This is a genomic window from Synechococcus sp. PH41509 (assembly GCF_020514285.1).
Classification (GTDB): domain Bacteria; phylum Cyanobacteriota; class Cyanobacteriia; order PCC-6307; family Cyanobiaceae; genus Parasynechococcus.
Genome location: NZ_VTLD01000026.1, coordinates 245,637 through 261,122, shown reverse-complemented (window position 1 = coordinate 261,122; position 15,486 = coordinate 245,637). Strand labels below are relative to the sequence as shown.

The following is a 15,486-nucleotide window of genomic DNA, read 5'->3' as shown; positions in this document are numbered from 1 at the left end:
ACAGACACCAAACCCTGAAGAGATCCGGTGCCCCCCACGGGCGCGACTGTTACCCGTTCGCATGGTGAGGAGGAGCCCTTTCGCCAGCGTGCTGCCCAGCGAGTGTCTCTGTTTCACATCAAGCTCTGGACAGCTGCTCTACTGATGATCGGTAGTTCAGCAGGTGGCATGTCCGTTGCAGCGGCATCGATGCGCTGCCGGATCGGCCAGCAGGCCTGGAGTCCATGCCGCATGGTCGCTGCGAGTCCGGGGCAGCGCTGGGTGTTGACCTGGGATCAGCAGCGCGTCGAATTCGTCCATGACGGAACTGGTCAGATGATGATGAGGGTCGGTCAGAACCAGGCGTGGCTGCAGGTGCAACCTTCCTGGAGGGCGGATCGCAGTCTCTGTTGGGGCGCTGTCTGCGCCAATGGGGCCATCCCTCTGGAATGAAATCGGGGTGATAGACCTGTGGAGAGGGCAGATTCCTGATGGCTGTTTTTTCTCTCCCCTGTTCCAGCTGCGGAACACCTGTTGAGATTCCAGGCCGTTACGGCTTCAAGTTGAAAAATGCAGGCATTTCCAACACGGTCTGCACCAGCTGTCGTCAGGGATCATTTTTGGCGTCGCGGCGCGACAACATCTCCCAGCAGATCACTCTCGGAACAAGTGCGGATCAGCGACGCTTGATTCCTTTCACGGCTGCTGTGGCTGCGTTGGCCTTGTTGATTGGTGGTGTTGTCTGGCGTTCGGCAGCCCCGACCCATCAAGACGCTTTGCCAGTGAGTGAATCTCCCTCCAAGTAGAGCGTCTGGCTTGGGAAGGCAAATTCAATGCCTGCTCGGGCAAATGCATCCATGATCCCGAGGTTGATCGCTTGCTGATCATTTAATGCAGTGGTGAAGTCTCGGGTATCGATGTAATAAACAAGCTCAAAATTCAGACTTGAATCAGCAAATTCGGTGAAGTGACAGCGATTGAAGGTGCTGTGCTCCTGAGAATCGATGATGGTTTGAATCATGGTTGGGATGGCCTTCATTTGATCGACAGTTGTGTCGTAGGTGACGCCAATCGAATAGATCATGCGGCGTTGAGCCATTTCGGCGAAATTAAGGATGGTTGAGCCTGTGAGGCTTGAGTTGCTCATCACCACTTGTTCGCCACGCAGGCTTCGCAGATGGGTAGATCGAACACCGATTCTTTCCACTGTTGCTGATGTTGAGCCCACCGAGATGAATTGACCAACGGTGAATGGCTTATCCAGAAGAATCATCAAGTAGGCAAACAATTCCTGGGCCGGCTCTTTTAAGGCCAAGCCAATGCCGATACCGCCGGCGCTTAACAAGCCCCAGATCACGGTCATCTTTACACCGAGGCTCTGCAGCAGCACCATGGTGCCGATGCCCCAGATCACTGCTCTTAGCAGTGGGAGAAGACTTTGAAGCAAATGCTCAAGATCTTCTGCACCCGAACGTCGGGCGACCCCCGTCAGAAAGCGTGCGCCGACACGATTTACAAACCTGATCAGCACGATTGTTCCAACAAGTCTCAGTGCTGTGTCGTAGGCACGTTCAACGTTGATGGGCAGGCCAAGTTCTTTTTGCGTGAGGATCAGGACGACGACAATTCCGAACGGAATGATTGAATCTGCAAGGGCATTTAGGACAAAGTCGTCGAAGTTGGTTTTGCTTCTCTTGGTGAAGCGAGGAAAGATTTTCCTGCACAGAAAAGACAGGACCAGGGTGGCAGAGATGCCGATCAGGATTTTCACCATGAGCTCACCAAGACCCATGCCTTCTGCCGTTGTTAAGGCTGAATTGTGTAGTGCCTGGTGGGAGCTGGCAAGAACCTCTTCGCTCAACGGCGGCGAAGCACCAGAGTCAGGTTGTTGGCGGGCATGGGCACCACGTCGTCGATTTTGAAACCAGCGCTGGCGGCGAGTGATGTGATCAGGCTCACCTCCCTCAACCCCCACTGGTTGTTCCGCTCCCTCAGCGATCTGTCGAAGGCGGCATTGCTCGCGCTCGTGTGGGCGCCATTGCGCATGAAGGGGCCGTAGATGATCAGTGGGGCGCCGCTGGGCAGCAGCACGGCAGATTCTTCGAGCACCGCATTGGTGCAGTTGGCTGGACTGATGTGCAGCAGGTTGATGCAAACCACAGCCATCAGTGACCCTCCAATGGTTTGGGGGAGGGGCCAGGGTCGTTCCTCAACATCAAGATTGAGGGCTGCTGGCATGACATCGCTCAGGCCTTGATAGCGGATCCAGGCGTCGATGCTGGCGCGATGGTCTGGATTCGGATCGCTGGCCTGCCAGAGCAGATTCGTGAACCGCTGCTGAAAACAGACGGCATGTTCTCCACTACCACTGGCCAGCTCCAGCACAGCTCCTGCAGCGGGCAGCAGCTGGCTCAGCAGATCCCCGATGGGCCTGCGATTGCGTTCCGTTGCCGGAAAAAAAAGCCGTTGGTCCATCGTTATTCCTGACAGGGAACAGCGTCTTGGCTGCAGTGGAGGCGCAGATCGGCTAGCCAGGCCTCCAGCGCTGCAAGGGCATTCGGTTGCAGCCGGTAGTAAATCCAGCGACCACTTTGCCGATCGGTCAGTAGCCCTGCTTCGCGAAGCACCCTGAGGTGAAAGGAGAGTTTGGACTGGGGGAGATTGAGATCTCCCGTTAAATCACAGACGCATCGTTCCCCAAGTGCCAGAGCATGAATCACCTTGAGGCGGATGGGGTCGGCCAGTGCTTTGAGCATCTGCCTCGACTGCTCGACATTGAGGGTGTTCTGCATCACAGGAGCAGCATCCACCGATCTGTTTGGATCAACATAATTTGATTGATCAGTGGGGTTGCTATGCGCATCGGTATCAACGGGTTTGGGCGGATTGGTCGTCTGGTGTTTCGGGCTCTCTGGGGTCGGCCTGGCATTGAACTGGTGCATGTCAATGATCCCGCTGGTGACGCTGCAACGGCGGCCCACCTGCTGGAGTTCGATTCCGTCCATGGTCGTTGGGATCGGGGGATCGCCAGCAGTGCCGATGGTTTCACTGTGGAGGGATCCGAGCTCACCTGGTCCAGCGAAAAAGATCCCACGGCTGTTCCCTGGATCGATCGGGGTGTGGAGATGGTGCTGGAAACCAGCGGCAAGATCAAGACGCCGGAGACCCTCAACCCCTATTTCGAGCAGGTGGGCCTGAAGCGTGTGGTGGTGGCCTGTCCGGTGAAGGGCGTTGTTGCCGGTGAGGAGGCGCTGAACATTGTTTATGGCATTAATCATCAGCTGTATGAGCCGGCGCGGCACAAATTGGTGACGGCCGCCTCCTGCACCACCAACTGCCTGGCGCCGGTGGTGAAGGTGGTGCACGAAAACTTTGGGATCGAGCACGGACTGATCACCACCATTCATGACATCACCAACACCCAGGTGCCGATCGACTCCTTCAAAAGTGATCTGCGCCGGGCACGTTCCGGACTGACCTCGCTGATCCCCACCACCACCGGGTCGGCCAAGGCGATCGCCATGATCTTTCCCGAGCTCAAGGGCAAGCTCAATGGCCATGCCGTGCGCGTTCCCCTGCTGAATGGGTCCCTCACCGACGCGGTGTTCGAGCTCAAGCAGAACGTCACGGTGGAGCAGGTGAACGCTGCCTTCAAGGCTGCGGCGGATGGTCCGCTGCAGGGAATCCTCGGGTATGAGGAACGCCCGTTGGTGTCTTGCGACTACACCAACGACAACCGCAGTTCGATTGTCGATGCCCTGTCGACGATGGTGGTGGATGACAACCAGCTGAAAGTATTCGCCTGGTACGACAACGAATGGGGCTATAGCTGCCGCATGGCCGACCTCACCTGTCACGTGGTGGAAAGCGAGGCATGAAGCTCTCCCCCCTGCAGCAATACGGCATCGTCACTGCCAACTATTGGGCCTTCACACTCACCGATGGTGCCCTGCGGATGTTGGTGGTGTTCCATTTCCACCAGCTCGGCTACACCACCCTCGAGATCGCCGCTCTGTTCCTCTTTTATGAGTTCTTCGGGGTGGTTACCAACCTGTATGGCGGTTGGATTGGTGCCCGCTATGGGCTTCGGCTCACCCTCTGGATGGGCACGCTGCTCCAGATCTTTGCACTGCTGATGCTGATCCCCGTCACAGCTGGGTGGCCGAAGCTGTTGAGCGTGGTTTATGTGATGGTGGCTCAGGCGATCAGTGGCATCGCCAAAGATCTCAACAAGATGAGCGCCAAAAGTGCCATCAAAACGGTGGTGCCCGAAACCCCAGAGGATGAACAGCAGGGGCAACAAAAGCTGTTCAAATGGGTGGCGATCCTGACGGGATCCAAGAACGCCCTCAAGGGTGTGGGCTTCTTTCTGGGTGGGGTGTTGCTCACCGCTTTTGGCTTCAACGCCGCCGTGGGCTGGATGGCCGCGGGCCTTGCCCTCGCCTTCCTGCTGACCCTGGTGCTGCCGGGGGAGATCGGAAAGATGAAGTCAAAACCGGCGTTTGCATCCCTGTTCTCCAAATCCCAGGGCATCAATGTGCTGTCTCTGGCGCGCTTCTTTCTGTTCGGTGCCCGTGATGTTTGGTTCGTGGTGGCCTTACCGGTGTTTCTGGAGGCTTCCTTGGGGTGGAGCTTCTGGGAGATCGGTGGCTTCCTCGGCCTTTGGGTGATCGGTTACGGCATCGTCCAGGGAACAGCTCCTGGTCTCCGAAAACTCTGGGGTCAGACCGCTCCGCCCGGCGTGTCCGCCGTGCAGTTCTGGAGTGTGCTTTTGACGGCGATCCCGGCCTTGATCGCTATTGCGCTTTGGCGAGAGGTTGATGTGGAGGTTGCTATCACCGCCGGCCTTGCCGCCTTCGGGGTGGTGTTCGCCATGAATTCTTCCATCCACTCCTACATGGTGCTGGCCTACACCGATGCGGAGAGTGTCAGTCTCAACGTGGGTTTCTATTACATGGCCAATGCTGCCGGGCGCCTGGTGGGAACCATGCTCTCTGGAGCGGTGTTCATGCTCGGGAAGACGGAGGCCGCTGGCATGCAGGCCTGCCTCTGGGCATCGTCACTGCTGGTGTTGTTGTCATGGATCAGCAGCCTCAGACTGCCGACTGTGCGAAATGCCCCAGGATGAAGAAGATTGCTGCAGCACTGTTGATGGCTTTGGCTCTGCCGCTTGAGAGTCGCGCAGAGTTGCAGCCGGTTCGGGTGTTGAGCATCAGCAACGCGCAGCAGCTGCTGGTTGAGTTGGATGGTCAGGGGAGAGCGGTTCGGCTGGCTTGTCTCCAGGCTCCGCGACGGAGTCAGACGCCATGGTCAACGCGTGCATTGGTGGCCATCAATGCCTTGGTGAAGGTCGGAGACCAAGCTTTGTTTGAGCTCCGCTCACGCGATGTGTACGGACGCCTAGTGGGACGCCTCCTGATCGATGGGGATGATCTCGGTGCTGCATTGATTCGTCAAGGTGCGGTTGTGGCCTGGGATGGCTTCCTTGGACGTTGTGATGATCTGGATTATTCCGTTCTTGAAACGGAGGCGGCCTCTGCAGCGCTCGGGGTCTGGTCAGCGCAACCTCCGCTCGAGCGTCCTTGGGATGTGATGGAACGGGAAGGTGGTGGTGAACCCTGAATTTCTGCTGAATATCGCTGCATTGGTAGGGATTCAGACACCCGAATGCCGGGATTTTCTGCTGAATGGAATGATTCGCTTCCGATCTGATGCGCGATGAGCCTGGCAGCCCTGATTGTCGTTTGGTGATCGACGCCAAGCGATCCCTGGAAGATGTGCTGCGTTTGATCGCTGATCTGCCCCATACCGATCACATGCGGCGGCAGCTGCTGTCGGTGTACAACCAGTTGGAGGGCATGCACGACTTAAAACGGAGTGGTGGTGCCAATGTGTCGTTTCGCTCTGCCGATTGGAGCTCTTCGGCGAAGTGATGCTGTTTCGGCCGCTGCTGATCAGACTTTGAGCAACTGATTTCGTTGAGTGGTCTGGGGGGTCGCTTTTTTCTGCGTGCTGGCGATCGGCAGTTGTCATTGGCTCGCCAGTTGGGTCGCCTCGCGTCCAGAGCAGCATCAGCAACGCTGGGCGTCGGTTGGAGGTGGGGCTGGCTTGGCCTATGTGTTCCTCCATCTGCTGCCGGAGTTGGCATCGGGGGGATCTGAACTTTCGGAAGCTCGGGGTCTCATCGATTATGTGCCGACACCTCTGGTGGAGGCTTTGCTGTTCCTGGTTGCCCTCTTGGGTGTCCTGGTGGTTTTCAGCCTGAACGTGGTGATGAAGCAAAGGGAAGATGCACCTCCTTTTGCGATGTGGTTGCAGCTCTTCAGCTTTGCGGCGATCAACTATCTCTATGCCTATTCCCTGCCATCACTCATCACAACTGGGATCGGTTACGGCGTCTTGTTCACTGTTGCGATCAGCGCCCACGTTCTGTTGGCGGACCGCTACGCCGCGGCGCACCATCCGCAGCGATTCCGCCGTCGTAATCGTTGGATTGGAAGCGCCGCCCTTGTGGTGGGGCTTCTGCACGCCTTGGTGTTTCATCCGGTGGATGCGCTCACCCTGGCCATGGCGACGGCATTCCTGGGAGGAGGGCTTTTGATGGCGGTGTTTCGCGATGAATTGCCTGACGCCCGGCAGGCTCGCCTTCCCTGGCTCTTAGGAGGATGTGGCGGCATGGGAGGCCTGCTGCTGCTTCAACTCCTTCGCCATGGCCATTAATGCGCGTCACCGATAACGTCAGGTGTCGCCTTCGCTTCCCTTAGAGATGTTTGAAAACGACCGCCGTCCCGCTTGGCTGAACTGGGTGTTTCTTGGGATGTTTCTCTGGTCGTCTTGGCAGCTCTTTGGCTTTTGGTCCCAGCGGCTCAGCGGTTGAGCGTTTGAAACGTTGATTGATGCGGTGCTCTTAGACGAGGGCGCCGGTCAGACGCAGGGTTCCCCACAGGTCAAAGACACAAAAAATCAGTCCGATCACGATGATGTCCCAGGCCTTATGTCGCAGGGCCCAAGGAGCGAGAAACAATTCAGCAATCCCGTGGAGTGCCGTACCAATCGCGATGTGCTCAAGCACCAGCAGGCCATGGGCCAATAGGAAGAGCGCACTGGCGATACATCGCATTAGGACTTGCCAGGAACCGAGCAAAACCCGCAGGACTGGATGGTCCGATACCTTAAAGCGTGCTGACGTCTTGACTCAAGCCCAGTGAGCACTTCGGGTGAAGCCTGCTCATTGGCTATCAGCACGCAATGCTGTGACGTTATTTCTCCTGGGTTGAGGCAACACTTTTGATCGCTAAATTTCAGGTATCTCTCTTCGAGCTCCTCGATGCGTCTTCAATACTGGATTGGAGAGCAACTTAGAAAACACAAAGAGTTGCTCTACAACCTCGGAGCGATTTCATCCTATGCATCCATGCTGACATTCTTTTGGCATGGGATCGGCATGATTCTTGCGAAGGAACATCCAAAACACACCTTGGTTGTGTATGCCGGATTGACGTTGTTTTCAATTTTGGTGATGGCGCCCTATAAGTGGGATAAGAAATGGATGCGTATTAAGACATCGGTTGGAATGTTGGTGTTTGGCTTGTCGCTGCTGATCTATTTGTTCTGCTTCATTGTTTATTGACGAGGCTTTGGGCTTCAGACAGCAGATTGGTGTATGTCGATATGTAGTTCGGTTTTATTCGATGACAGTTGCTTTGTCTCAGTGAAACCGGGTGGAGCTCTCATTGGTTTCCCAGGTTGGCTGGGCTGATGAGTGGTGAACTTAAGCTTGGTCCCTTTCCTTCCAGGCGTGCATCGCATCTGCTGTTGATGGGAGCCGTTTGCAGCGTGATTGTTCCTTGCATGGCTGGATTGGCCTTGAGCCAGAAGCTCCATCGCTGGCCTGTTGGGGAGAGAACTTCAGGGTCTGGTGAAGCCACTCGGGTGTATAGAAGCTGTCGACATGCGACGGCGCCTGTGCATCCGAATGCTGTTTTATAAGAAAGAGTATGGATGTGGATTAAATATTTTTGGGCTCTGCTTTTGCGAAGGAGAGCCCTTTAGTCTTTGTAGGGATAGTGGTTGGGAACAAAGAACTGTTCGTTGAAAGGAGGTCGCTTATAGCCTCCTTGCTTTGGACGTTTTGGCATCTTGATCGGTTCTGGTGTCATGTCTTCATAGGGCACCTTGCTGAGAATATGGCTTAGGCAATTCAGGCGAGCGCGACGTTTGTCATTGGCTTCCACGGTGAACCAAGGTGCTTCTGGAATATGCGTCTTGGAAAACATGATGTCTTTCGCCTTGGAATACTCCACCCAGCGATTGCGTGACTCGATGTCCATCGGACTCATTTTCCAGCGCCGCTCTTCGTTATCAATGCGTTCCTGGAAACGCTTCTCCTGCTCGTCATCGTTGATGGAGAACCAGTATTTCAGCAGCAGAATTCCGTCCTGCACCAGCATTTGCTCAAACCGGGGGCAGGACACATAGAACTGCTCGACTTGTTTGTTGGTTGCAAAACCCATAACCTTTTCCACCCCGGCCCGGTTGTACCAGCTGCGATCGAAGACGACGATTTCTCCAGCACCGGGGAAGTGCTCGACGTAGCGCTGGAAATACCATTGGCTTTTCTGATGCTCTGACGGGGTACCTAGGGCAACCACCCGACAGCCCCTTGGGTTCAATGGTTCCGTCAGACGTTTGATCGATCCTCCCTTGCCTGCGGCATCCCGTCCTTCAAACAGGATGATCATGCGAAAGCCCGTGGCTTTTACCCAGTACTGCATCTTGACCAGTTCCGTCTGGAGTTTGGCCAGCTCCTTTTCGTAGATCTTTTTGCTCAGCCGTTTGTGCTTGTTGGAAAAGCCCTCTTGTAGCTCCACCATGAGTTCCTGTGGATGGTCGATATCGCCATCGCTGTAGTGATCGATGGCCTCGAGTACACCTGTGAAGTCATGCTCGTTTGACTGACTCATGCTGGAGCTGGATCTTTCTTCTGTTTTGGCAAGAACGCCGTCAGCGGGAACGATCCGGGCCGATTTTTTACGGAATTACGCTGCTTTTCGTCTCATGCCTGGGGAGATTGATGATGACGCCAAATCGTCCTGGGTCACCATTCCCTTGCCGGAAATTGATCTTTCCCTCGTGGGTGCGGACCACATGATTCACGATGGCCAGCCCCAGGCCGCAATGGCCTTGCCGTCCCCGTGCCGAATCCAGGCGTTGAAAGGGTTGCAGAGCACGTTCCCAATCACTGCTGGGTATTCCCTGGCCCTGGTCCCAGACTTCAATCACTACCTTCGATCCCGTCATTCGTAGGCGAACGACAACTGGTGTGGCGCCATAACTGAATGCATTGTCGACCAGATTGCTCACGGCGCGCCCCAGGGCAATCGGTCGAATTCGCGCGCTGATGGAACTGAGTTGGAGTTGCAGCTGGTTGTTGGGCTGTCCAGCCACCGTTTCAGCCAGCCACTGATCCAGCGGACAGACGACATACTCCTCGCGTTCACCGCCTCCGGCGTACAGCAGAAACTGGCCTGTGATCCGCTCGAGTGCATCCAGATCGCTTTGGCAGCGGGTTCGCTCATCTGCGTTCAGCTCCGGCATCGACAGACGGAACTGCAGGCGCGTCAAAGGTGCCCGCAGATCGTGGGCGATGCCCGTCAGCATCGTGACGCGCTCCCTCTGAGCTTCCGCGAGCCGACGCACCATGGCGTTGAAGCGTCGCGAGATTCGCCGAACCTCTGGAGCCCCCTGCTCCGGGACTGGATCGCGGTCGTTCTCCTCCCCCACGCGGGAGACCGCGTCCTCGAGCTTTCGAAGCGGACGGGCGACATCAAGGAGTAGGTAGAGCACCCCAGTGATCACGACAGCACTCACCAGGGCCAGCAGCAGGAGCATCGGTTGCGGCGGCCAGGCGCGTGCCATCGGGAGGGGCGTGCGCAGCCAGACCGGTTCCAACGGAGAAAACAGCTCAATCCAAACCTCGGGCGTTCCAGACCTGTTGGGGACTGGTCGGAGCTCAGGGCAGTGCGTCAGGCGAGAGCAGAGCACCTGTTGCAGTTCCTGGCGCCGCTGGGCCATCCCCTGCGTCTCCTTGGTTGGGCTCGATGGTTGGTGGCTGACCAGCAGTTCCAGACCGGTGAGCTCGCTGATCAGTGCGGGGGGATAACGCTCCAGGGTCAATTCGGTGAGGCGCACGTTCAACGCCAGATCTCGACCCAGCTGTAGGGTCTGGATGCGTTCCAGTTGCCGCCCGAACAGCACCTGCAGCACCAGCAGTGCCAGCATCCAACTGGCCAGAAGTGTCGTACCCCAGACACCGAAGCGGGCTAGTCCACGTGTTACCCCCCGTTGGCTGGGCATCTCAGCGGGATCTCGGCGTGCCGTCCGGCACGAAGACATAGCCATATCCCCAAACCGTCTGCACGTAGCGGGGCCGGCTTGGATCCGGTTCCACCAACTTGCGCACCCGTGACACCTGAACGTCCATGCTGCGGCTATCGGTGTCGCTGCCGGGACCTCTGGCGAGTTCGATCAGGCGCTCTCGGGAGAGGGGCCGATGCGGGTGGCGAACAAAGGCGGCCAGAAGACTGAACTCACCACTGGTGATTACAACCGGTTGATTGTTCTTCAGCAACGTGCGCGCGGAGAGATCCAGCTGGTTGTCGCCAAAACCGACGCACTCTCCACCTTCCACCGGTGTTCCTGCAGGCAATGCGTTGCGCCGTCGCAACACGGCTTCGATCCGGGCCGTGAGTTCCCGAGGCAAGAACGGTTTGGCGATGTAATCATCTGCGCCCTGCTCGAGGCCGATGATCCGATCAACACCGTCGGCACGGGCGGTGAGCATCACCACAGGGAGATCATCTCCGGCATCCCGCAGTCTCCGCAGCGCCGTCAGGCCATTATCGCCAGGCAGCATCAGATCAAACACCACCAGGTCTGGGCGTTGGCACTCCAAACGCGCCTCGAATTGCTTTACATCGCAGAGACTGCGCACGTCGTATCCCTGATCCATCAGGTATGCGCCGACCATCTTTCTCAGTTCCGGGTCGTCATCCACCACCCAGATCATGGTGTCCTTGGCCATGTCCATCAGCGGTTGGGCTGATGGTATGCAGTGGCTAAGCCTCTGTCCCTTTCCGGTAGGACCCAGTCACAGCTGATCAGGCGTCGGTCATCCATCAGTCATCGTCAGAGATGCCCAAGCTCCATAGGCTGGCGTCATGAATGCGCTGACCGCCATCCGTGTGCTTGGGCCGTTGGCATTCGTGGTGAGTCCCTTGGCGCTGCAGGCTGGCCCGGGCAACAAGACCATGCGTGTTTACAGCGCCAGGATGGAAACATTGTTCATCCGCTTGGACGTCAACAGTGATGGTCGACTGGATGCGTCTGAACTGCAGGGACGCCGTGGGCTGAGCCGTCGGCTCAAACGCCAGAACAATCGTTCCTATCTTCTGCTGGAGGATCTAGGTCTCCAGGATTCATCACCCAGTGGGCCAAGGCTCAAGCAGTATTTCAGCCAGGCCGACCGCGACCGGAACCGTGGCTTGGATCGACGGGAAGCCCAACGCATCCCCTGGATTAGTCGCAACTTCAACGTTTTGGATCGTGATCGGGACGGAACCGTGACGTTGCAGGAGTTGTGGAATCATCAGCGCTCCTTAGCTCCGCGTCAGCGTCGGCCATGACGGGGGGGAGACACCACCAGTCGGATCATGCGAATCAACCTCCAGAGAGCACCAAGCAGAAGGACGCCAGCCAGAAGCGCAATAGCAGTGATCAGCACGATGGCGGCGAGCCCGAGCATGGCTTCCAGCAGTTGCTGAACGCCGCGAATCAGATCAGCGATGGCTTCGCTGAGCAACAGCATGATGTCGACCTGCTGGGGCAACTGATGCAGCAGCACGGCGAGGCCTGCAGCAGCAGCCAGCATCAGCAAAACAACCGTCAACTGACGGAATACGGGGCCGTAGGGAAACCGACGCCGGGGCCGAAAGACTCGCCGCTGATCGAGTTTGCTGCTCCGGCGTGCCTTGTTCATGGCCTGGTGCGGATCAGGGTGCCGTCACTCCGGCGATTCTGAAGCGTGTTTCCTGCACGTCAACGGTCTGACTGCGTTTCCGGCTTCTCCTCGGGCGCTGCAGCTGGCGACGTCTCCTTGATCTCCTGAGGCAACGGAACCAGCCATGCGGTCGCAATGGAGCACGCCAGGGCGACCCCAGCAAGAAGTGGCGGTCCTAGGCGTTTTTGCAAAGGAATGCGATCGACGATCTCCTGGCGCTGCAGGGGCCGGTCCTCGGGAAACGTCCAGGTCAGCTTGACCCTGGAGTCGATCCGCAACTGATCGAGGCAGCGCACCAGGTCGGCTAATTCAGCGTCATCGAGCTTGAGCTGCAGCGGCTCAACGCCCTCTCGACTGCTGCGTAGTTCCAGCAGATGGTTTGTCTGATCCGGCCCGATGCTCACAAAACCGCTCTCCTGGCCAAAGCGGCGTTGCACTCCAGATAAACGATGTCTGGCGTAGGGCATCACCGCTGCCATCAGGGCCTCGAGATGATCCCGGGTGCCTTCCAGTTCCGGTGCTCCCACCAACTGCAGCCGCCAGGACGACAGGATTCCGACCGCATCACTGGACTGGCCGGCGGAGAGATCTGGAAAGCCCTCCACCACAAGTCGTGCTGCCGTTTGTTCGTATTGGTACGTCGTTTTCAACATGGTCGGCCTAAGGAGTGGGATCGAGCAAAGTGGCGCGGAGCCGATTGATTCCGCCTGGGCCTGCGCAGAACGCCAGGGTGCTGATCAGCTGACGGTGCAGAGCTCCCGCCGGCTCCATCTTGAGAAGGCGAACCACGGCTTCCCGCCGCAGATTCATTCGCTCCTCAATAAGGTCCCGCAGACGCTCGTGGAATAACTGCCAACGCTGTTGAGTGAGCTGTTCCGGCTCGCGGCTTGACAGGAGTTGGTGGAGCATCGGATACAGCCGCTCCGCCATGGCACAGACCAGGCAGATCAGGGATTCGGCATCGACAGGGTCGAGCTGGTCCCGACAGGTGGTGCGCCTCAGGGGGTTGTGACAACGCCGCTTCCAGAGCTCAACCCGGTTGGGGAATTGAGCCTGGAGGCCCATCTGCTGGCTGGTCCAGACCATCGCCTCGCCACCATTGAGGTCGAGAGCCTCGATGGTCAGCAACAGCAGATCGAGACGCTCAACGCCCCGTCGGCTAAGCCGTGCGCCCCCTTGGAGAATGCTGGACGATCGAGCATCAGTCATGGCTGCGATGATGCCAGGGGCCATGCCATTGCGTCACCTGGATTTGGATCTTCAGTCGCACATTCGCTCAATTCCCGACTTTCCCAAGCCTGGAATTTTGTTCCGAGACATCAACCCGCTTCTGCGATCACCAGAGGCCATGGCTGAAGTGATCCGGCAGCTGGGCCGGGTGTGCGATGAGGTGAAGCCTGATTTGATCGTGGGGATCGAATCCCGGGGTTTCATTTTTGGGGCTCCTCTGGCCAGCGATCGACGCCTTGGCTTCGTGCCTGTGCGGAAGCCCGGAAAGCTTCCCGGTGAGGTGGTTGGTCTGGATTACGCCCTGGAGTACGGCACCGATCGGCTAGAGATCCAAGCCGATGCTTTTGAGAATTCACCTCGCGTGCTTGTGGTGGACGATCTGCTTGCCACGGGTGGAACGGCTGCAGCGACGGGACAACTTGTGGGGCAGGCCGGTGGTTGCTTGGTGGGTTTCGCGTTCGTGATCGAGCTGGAGGGGCTTGGTGGGCGCCAAGCGTTGCCCGCAGGTCAACCCGTGGAAGCGTTGTTGCGTTACGGCTGACTGTTCTGCCAGTCGAGGACCTCTTCGAGCTGGTTCAAGCTCAACAAGCCAAAGCTCCAAAGCACGATCGGCAGGGGGGCCTGTTCCAGTTCCGCCTGGCGTTGCCCCAGTTCAAGGGCACTGGGGCTCAGTCCCAGCCGACGCTGAAGAAATTGCAGCAGGGAGTCGGCTGGTGGGGGTTGCCGATGGCTGCACAACACCATGGTCTTGACCGGCGCTGCTGTCAGTTTGGCAACGCCTGCCAAAGCTGCATGGGGCCGTCACTCATGGCCCGCAGGCTGAGTCTGCGCAGACCAGAAAACTGTTTCAGCAGCTGCAGAGCCAAGCGCCGCAGCGGCAACAGCAGCGGTTGGCGGTTGGAAAAAACACGCACTAGAAGATCAGTCGCCAAACCCACTTGGAGCACATCTAGCCAGCGGCTCATCCCGTAGTTCCTCGCGATCGTTGCGGCGCTGCCGCCCCGTTGCACGGCGCACAGAAGACCATCAACATCGCGCCAGCACAGATTGAGCCCCTGGCCTCCTACGGGATGGCAGCGGTGAGCGGCTTCTCCGATCAGCACGCCTCGACCGCGGTGAAAGCGTCGGGCTAGCAGCCATTGTTGAGGGAAAGCTCTGGGTTGATCGAGCAAACGATCTGGCTCAATTCCGGGGGGAAGAACGGCAGCCAGCTGATCCAGAAACTGACTGCGCTTCAGCGTGCTGCGCTGTTGGCAACGCTGCCAGGGTGCGCTCCACACAACCTGGAAGCTTCCCTGCCCCAAAGGCAGAACAGCGAACGGTCCTTCCGGCCGAAACAACTCACAGGCCCTGTCGTGGGCGAGCCCCCGCAGAACGACCTTGGCAGTGAGACAACCCTGGCGATAGCGCATCTGCCAGTGACGGATTCCCCAGGCTTCTCGGGTGGGGGAAGCAGGTCCATCAGCCGCAACGACCAGGGCATCTGAGCTTGGGTCAGGGCATGGTTCTGCCAGATGCAATTCAACGTTGTTGTGGCCCTCCAGTCGGGCCAGCAACAGCTCCATCAATGGACGGTGATCCAGGATCCACCCAATCCCATCGTGGTTCCTGTTGGCGGCAGCGAGATCGGCCTGGCTGAACAGGACCTGAGAATTCGTGGCACCGTCCCGTAAATCCAGTTCTCGGAAGGGCACCAAGGCATCGGAGAGGTCCTCCCAGAGCCCGAGGCTGGTCAGCAGCCGACGACTGGAATGTGTGATTGCGTAGGCCCGGCTTCTTGCTTGAAGTTCGGAAGCTGTCAACGGGTCAAATAGGACCACACGCTGATCATTGAGGCCGAGGGCTAGTGCTGTGAGGGCACCGGTTGGACCAGCACCCAGAACGCGTATTTCAGGAAGGGATGGAGCCATTCATCAAGTCTGGCCAGCCATCCCTCCGGAGCGCGAGAGGATCAACCCAGGCCGAGCAGCCCGTGAACGAAGGATTCTCCGCCCAGTGCCAACTCAGTGGCCAGCAGGGAAATGAAGCCGAGCATGGCCATGCGGCCGTTCAGCTTCTCGGCGCGGTCATGGAAGCCCCAGCCTTGTTCAGCTTCAACAACTTCCATGCGGGGTTCGGATGCAAAGGCGTTGAGACGGCCACCGTCTTCCGTTGTGACAGTTGCACCACGGATGACCGCAGCATTGGAGGAGGGGGCCTGGGACATGGGGACCACTGAT

23 protein-coding genes are annotated in these 15,486 nt (G+C 58.0%); 10 read left to right on the top strand and 13 right to left on the bottom strand.

Going from position 1 to position 15,486, the window contains the following annotated elements; translation table 11 throughout:
- Window positions 1–27: 27 nt before the first annotated feature.
- Together FZZ88_RS11240 and FZZ88_RS11235 are read left to right on the top strand one after the other, a co-directional pair.
- The gene (locus FZZ88_RS11240) at window positions 28–432 is read left to right on the top strand and encodes a hypothetical protein (RefSeq protein WP_226426190.1); all 405 of its coding nucleotides are present in this window, start codon (window positions 28–30) and stop codon (window positions 430–432) included.
- Window positions 433–470: 38 nt separating this feature from the next.
- The gene (locus tag FZZ88_RS11235) at window positions 471–785 is read left to right on the top strand and encodes a Tat pathway signal protein (protein ID WP_115095327.1); all 315 of its coding nucleotides are present in this window, start codon (window positions 471–473) and stop codon (window positions 783–785) included.
- Here the strand turns inward: FZZ88_RS11235 and FZZ88_RS11230 are convergent.
- Genes FZZ88_RS11230 through FZZ88_RS11220 form a run of 3 tightly spaced genes read right to left on the bottom strand, consistent with a single transcriptional unit; the run spans window position 746 to window position 2,771 of the window.
- Window positions 746–1,840, bottom strand: a complete 1,095-nt coding sequence (locus FZZ88_RS11230; protein ID WP_370520008.1) for a mechanosensitive ion channel family protein — start codon at window positions 1,838–1,840, stop codon at window positions 746–748. The two genes, FZZ88_RS11235 and FZZ88_RS11230, sit on opposite strands and share 40 nt — an antisense overlap.
- Window positions 1,837–2,454: a DUF938 domain-containing protein gene (locus FZZ88_RS11225; protein ID WP_166017215.1), complete on the bottom strand. Its 618-nt coding sequence runs from the start codon at window positions 2,452–2,454 to the stop codon at window positions 1,837–1,839. Before FZZ88_RS11225 ends, FZZ88_RS11230 begins: the two co-directional genes overlap by 4 nt.
- Before the next feature lie 2 nt (window positions 2,455–2,456).
- Window positions 2,457–2,771: a helix-turn-helix transcriptional regulator gene (locus tag FZZ88_RS11220; RefSeq protein WP_166017367.1), complete on the bottom strand. Its 315-nt coding sequence runs from the start codon at window positions 2,769–2,771 to the stop codon at window positions 2,457–2,459.
- Between the two features lie 63 nt (window positions 2,772–2,834).
- Here FZZ88_RS11220 and FZZ88_RS11215 point away from each other — a divergent pair, with 63 nt between their 5' ends.
- From FZZ88_RS11215 to FZZ88_RS11195, 5 genes are all read left to right on the top strand, one after another.
- On the top strand, window positions 2,835–3,857 hold the full coding sequence (locus FZZ88_RS11215) for an ArsJ-associated glyceraldehyde-3-phosphate dehydrogenase (protein ID WP_166017214.1): 1,023 nt from the start codon (window positions 2,835–2,837) through the stop codon (window positions 3,855–3,857).
- Window positions 3,854–5,107: an organoarsenical effux MFS transporter ArsJ gene (gene arsJ / locus FZZ88_RS11210; RefSeq protein WP_166017213.1), complete on the top strand. Its 1,254-nt coding sequence runs from the start codon at window positions 3,854–3,856 to the stop codon at window positions 5,105–5,107. Before FZZ88_RS11215 ends, arsJ begins: the two co-directional genes overlap by 4 nt.
- Before the next feature lie 23 nt (window positions 5,108–5,130).
- Window positions 5,131–5,601 carry a thermonuclease family protein gene (locus FZZ88_RS11205; RefSeq protein ID WP_230332878.1) on the top strand — a complete coding sequence of 157 codons (471 nt, stop codon included), beginning with the start codon at window positions 5,131–5,133 and terminating at the stop codon, window positions 5,599–5,601.
- 89 nt (window positions 5,602–5,690) lie between these two features.
- Window positions 5,691–5,912 (top strand): hypothetical protein, encoded by a 222-nt coding sequence (locus tag FZZ88_RS11200; protein ID WP_041435027.1) that lies wholly within the window; start codon window positions 5,691–5,693, stop codon window positions 5,910–5,912.
- A gap of 49 nt (window positions 5,913–5,961) precedes the next feature.
- Window positions 5,962–6,699 (top strand): hypothetical protein, encoded by a 738-nt coding sequence (locus FZZ88_RS11195; RefSeq protein ID WP_166017211.1) that lies wholly within the window; start codon window positions 5,962–5,964, stop codon window positions 6,697–6,699.
- A gap of 187 nt (window positions 6,700–6,886) precedes the next feature.
- Here FZZ88_RS11195 and FZZ88_RS11190 read toward each other — a convergent pair whose 3' ends face one another.
- Entirely contained in the window at window positions 6,887–7,099 is a 213-nt protein-coding gene (locus FZZ88_RS11190) for a hypothetical protein (protein ID WP_206339145.1), read from the bottom strand.
- Window positions 7,100–7,306: 207 nt separating this feature from the next.
- Here FZZ88_RS11190 and FZZ88_RS11185 point away from each other — a divergent pair, with 207 nt between their 5' ends.
- Window positions 7,307–7,609, top strand: coding sequence for a hypothetical protein (locus tag FZZ88_RS11185; protein WP_115095332.1), 303 nt, complete (start codon window positions 7,307–7,309; stop codon window positions 7,607–7,609).
- A 418-nt stretch (window positions 7,610–8,027) separates the two neighbouring features.
- Here FZZ88_RS11185 and ppk2 read toward each other — a convergent pair whose 3' ends face one another.
- The 3 genes from ppk2 to FZZ88_RS11170 form a co-directional block, all read right to left on the bottom strand.
- Window positions 8,028–8,942, bottom strand: coding sequence for a polyphosphate kinase 2 (gene ppk2, locus FZZ88_RS11180; RefSeq protein ID WP_166017209.1), 915 nt, complete (start codon window positions 8,940–8,942; stop codon window positions 8,028–8,030).
- A gap of 67 nt (window positions 8,943–9,009) precedes the next feature.
- On the bottom strand, window positions 9,010–10,335 hold the full coding sequence (locus tag FZZ88_RS11175) for an ATP-binding protein (protein WP_166017208.1): 1,326 nt from the start codon (window positions 10,333–10,335) through the stop codon (window positions 9,010–9,012).
- A 1-nt stretch (window position 10,336) separates the two neighbouring features.
- Complete coding sequence (locus FZZ88_RS11170) at window positions 10,337–11,062, bottom strand: response regulator (protein WP_206339144.1); 726 nt, start codon at window positions 11,060–11,062, stop codon at window positions 10,337–10,339.
- Window positions 11,063–11,198: 136 nt separating this feature from the next.
- Here FZZ88_RS11170 and FZZ88_RS11165 point away from each other — a divergent pair, with 136 nt between their 5' ends.
- Entirely contained in the window at window positions 11,199–11,663 is a 465-nt protein-coding gene (locus tag FZZ88_RS11165; protein ID WP_166017207.1) for an EF-hand domain-containing protein, read from the top strand.
- On the opposite strand, the gene FZZ88_RS11160 is transcribed toward FZZ88_RS11165, so the two are convergent.
- From FZZ88_RS11160 to FZZ88_RS11150, 3 genes are read right to left on the bottom strand one after another with little or no spacing between them, the layout of a single operon-like run.
- Window positions 11,648–12,016, bottom strand: coding sequence for a hypothetical protein (locus FZZ88_RS11160; RefSeq protein ID WP_166017206.1), 369 nt, complete (start codon window positions 12,014–12,016; stop codon window positions 11,648–11,650). The genes FZZ88_RS11165 and FZZ88_RS11160 overlap by 16 nt on opposite strands.
- A 59-nt stretch (window positions 12,017–12,075) precedes the next feature.
- Window positions 12,076–12,690, bottom strand: coding sequence for a DUF4335 domain-containing protein (locus FZZ88_RS11155; protein ID WP_166017205.1), 615 nt, complete (start codon window positions 12,688–12,690; stop codon window positions 12,076–12,078).
- Window positions 12,691–12,697: 7 nt separating this feature from the next.
- Window positions 12,698–13,246 carry a DUF3038 domain-containing protein gene (locus FZZ88_RS11150; RefSeq protein WP_166017204.1) on the bottom strand — a complete coding sequence of 183 codons (549 nt, stop codon included), beginning with the start codon at window positions 13,244–13,246 and terminating at the stop codon, window positions 12,698–12,700.
- A gap of 7 nt (window positions 13,247–13,253) precedes the next feature.
- Between FZZ88_RS11150 and FZZ88_RS11145 the strand changes: the two genes are divergently transcribed.
- Window positions 13,254–13,808: an adenine phosphoribosyltransferase gene (locus FZZ88_RS11145; RefSeq protein ID WP_166017365.1), complete on the top strand. Its 555-nt coding sequence runs from the start codon at window positions 13,254–13,256 to the stop codon at window positions 13,806–13,808.
- Here the strand turns inward: FZZ88_RS11145 and FZZ88_RS11140 are convergent.
- Genes FZZ88_RS11140 through FZZ88_RS11130 form a run of 3 tightly spaced genes read right to left on the bottom strand, consistent with a single transcriptional unit; the run spans window position 13,799 to window position 15,473 of the window.
- The gene (locus FZZ88_RS11140) at window positions 13,799–14,011 is read right to left on the bottom strand and encodes a DUF2949 domain-containing protein (protein WP_166017203.1); all 213 of its coding nucleotides are present in this window, start codon (window positions 14,009–14,011) and stop codon (window positions 13,799–13,801) included. The genes FZZ88_RS11145 and FZZ88_RS11140 overlap by 10 nt on opposite strands.
- Window positions 14,012–14,031: 20 nt before the next feature.
- Window positions 14,032–15,177 (bottom strand): FAD-dependent monooxygenase, encoded by a 1,146-nt coding sequence (locus FZZ88_RS11135; protein WP_166017202.1) that lies wholly within the window; start codon window positions 15,175–15,177, stop codon window positions 14,032–14,034.
- Between the two features lie 41 nt (window positions 15,178–15,218).
- Entirely contained in the window at window positions 15,219–15,473 is a 255-nt protein-coding gene (locus FZZ88_RS11130) for a high light inducible protein (protein WP_115025216.1), read from the bottom strand.
- Window positions 15,474–15,486 lie beyond the last annotated feature (13 nt).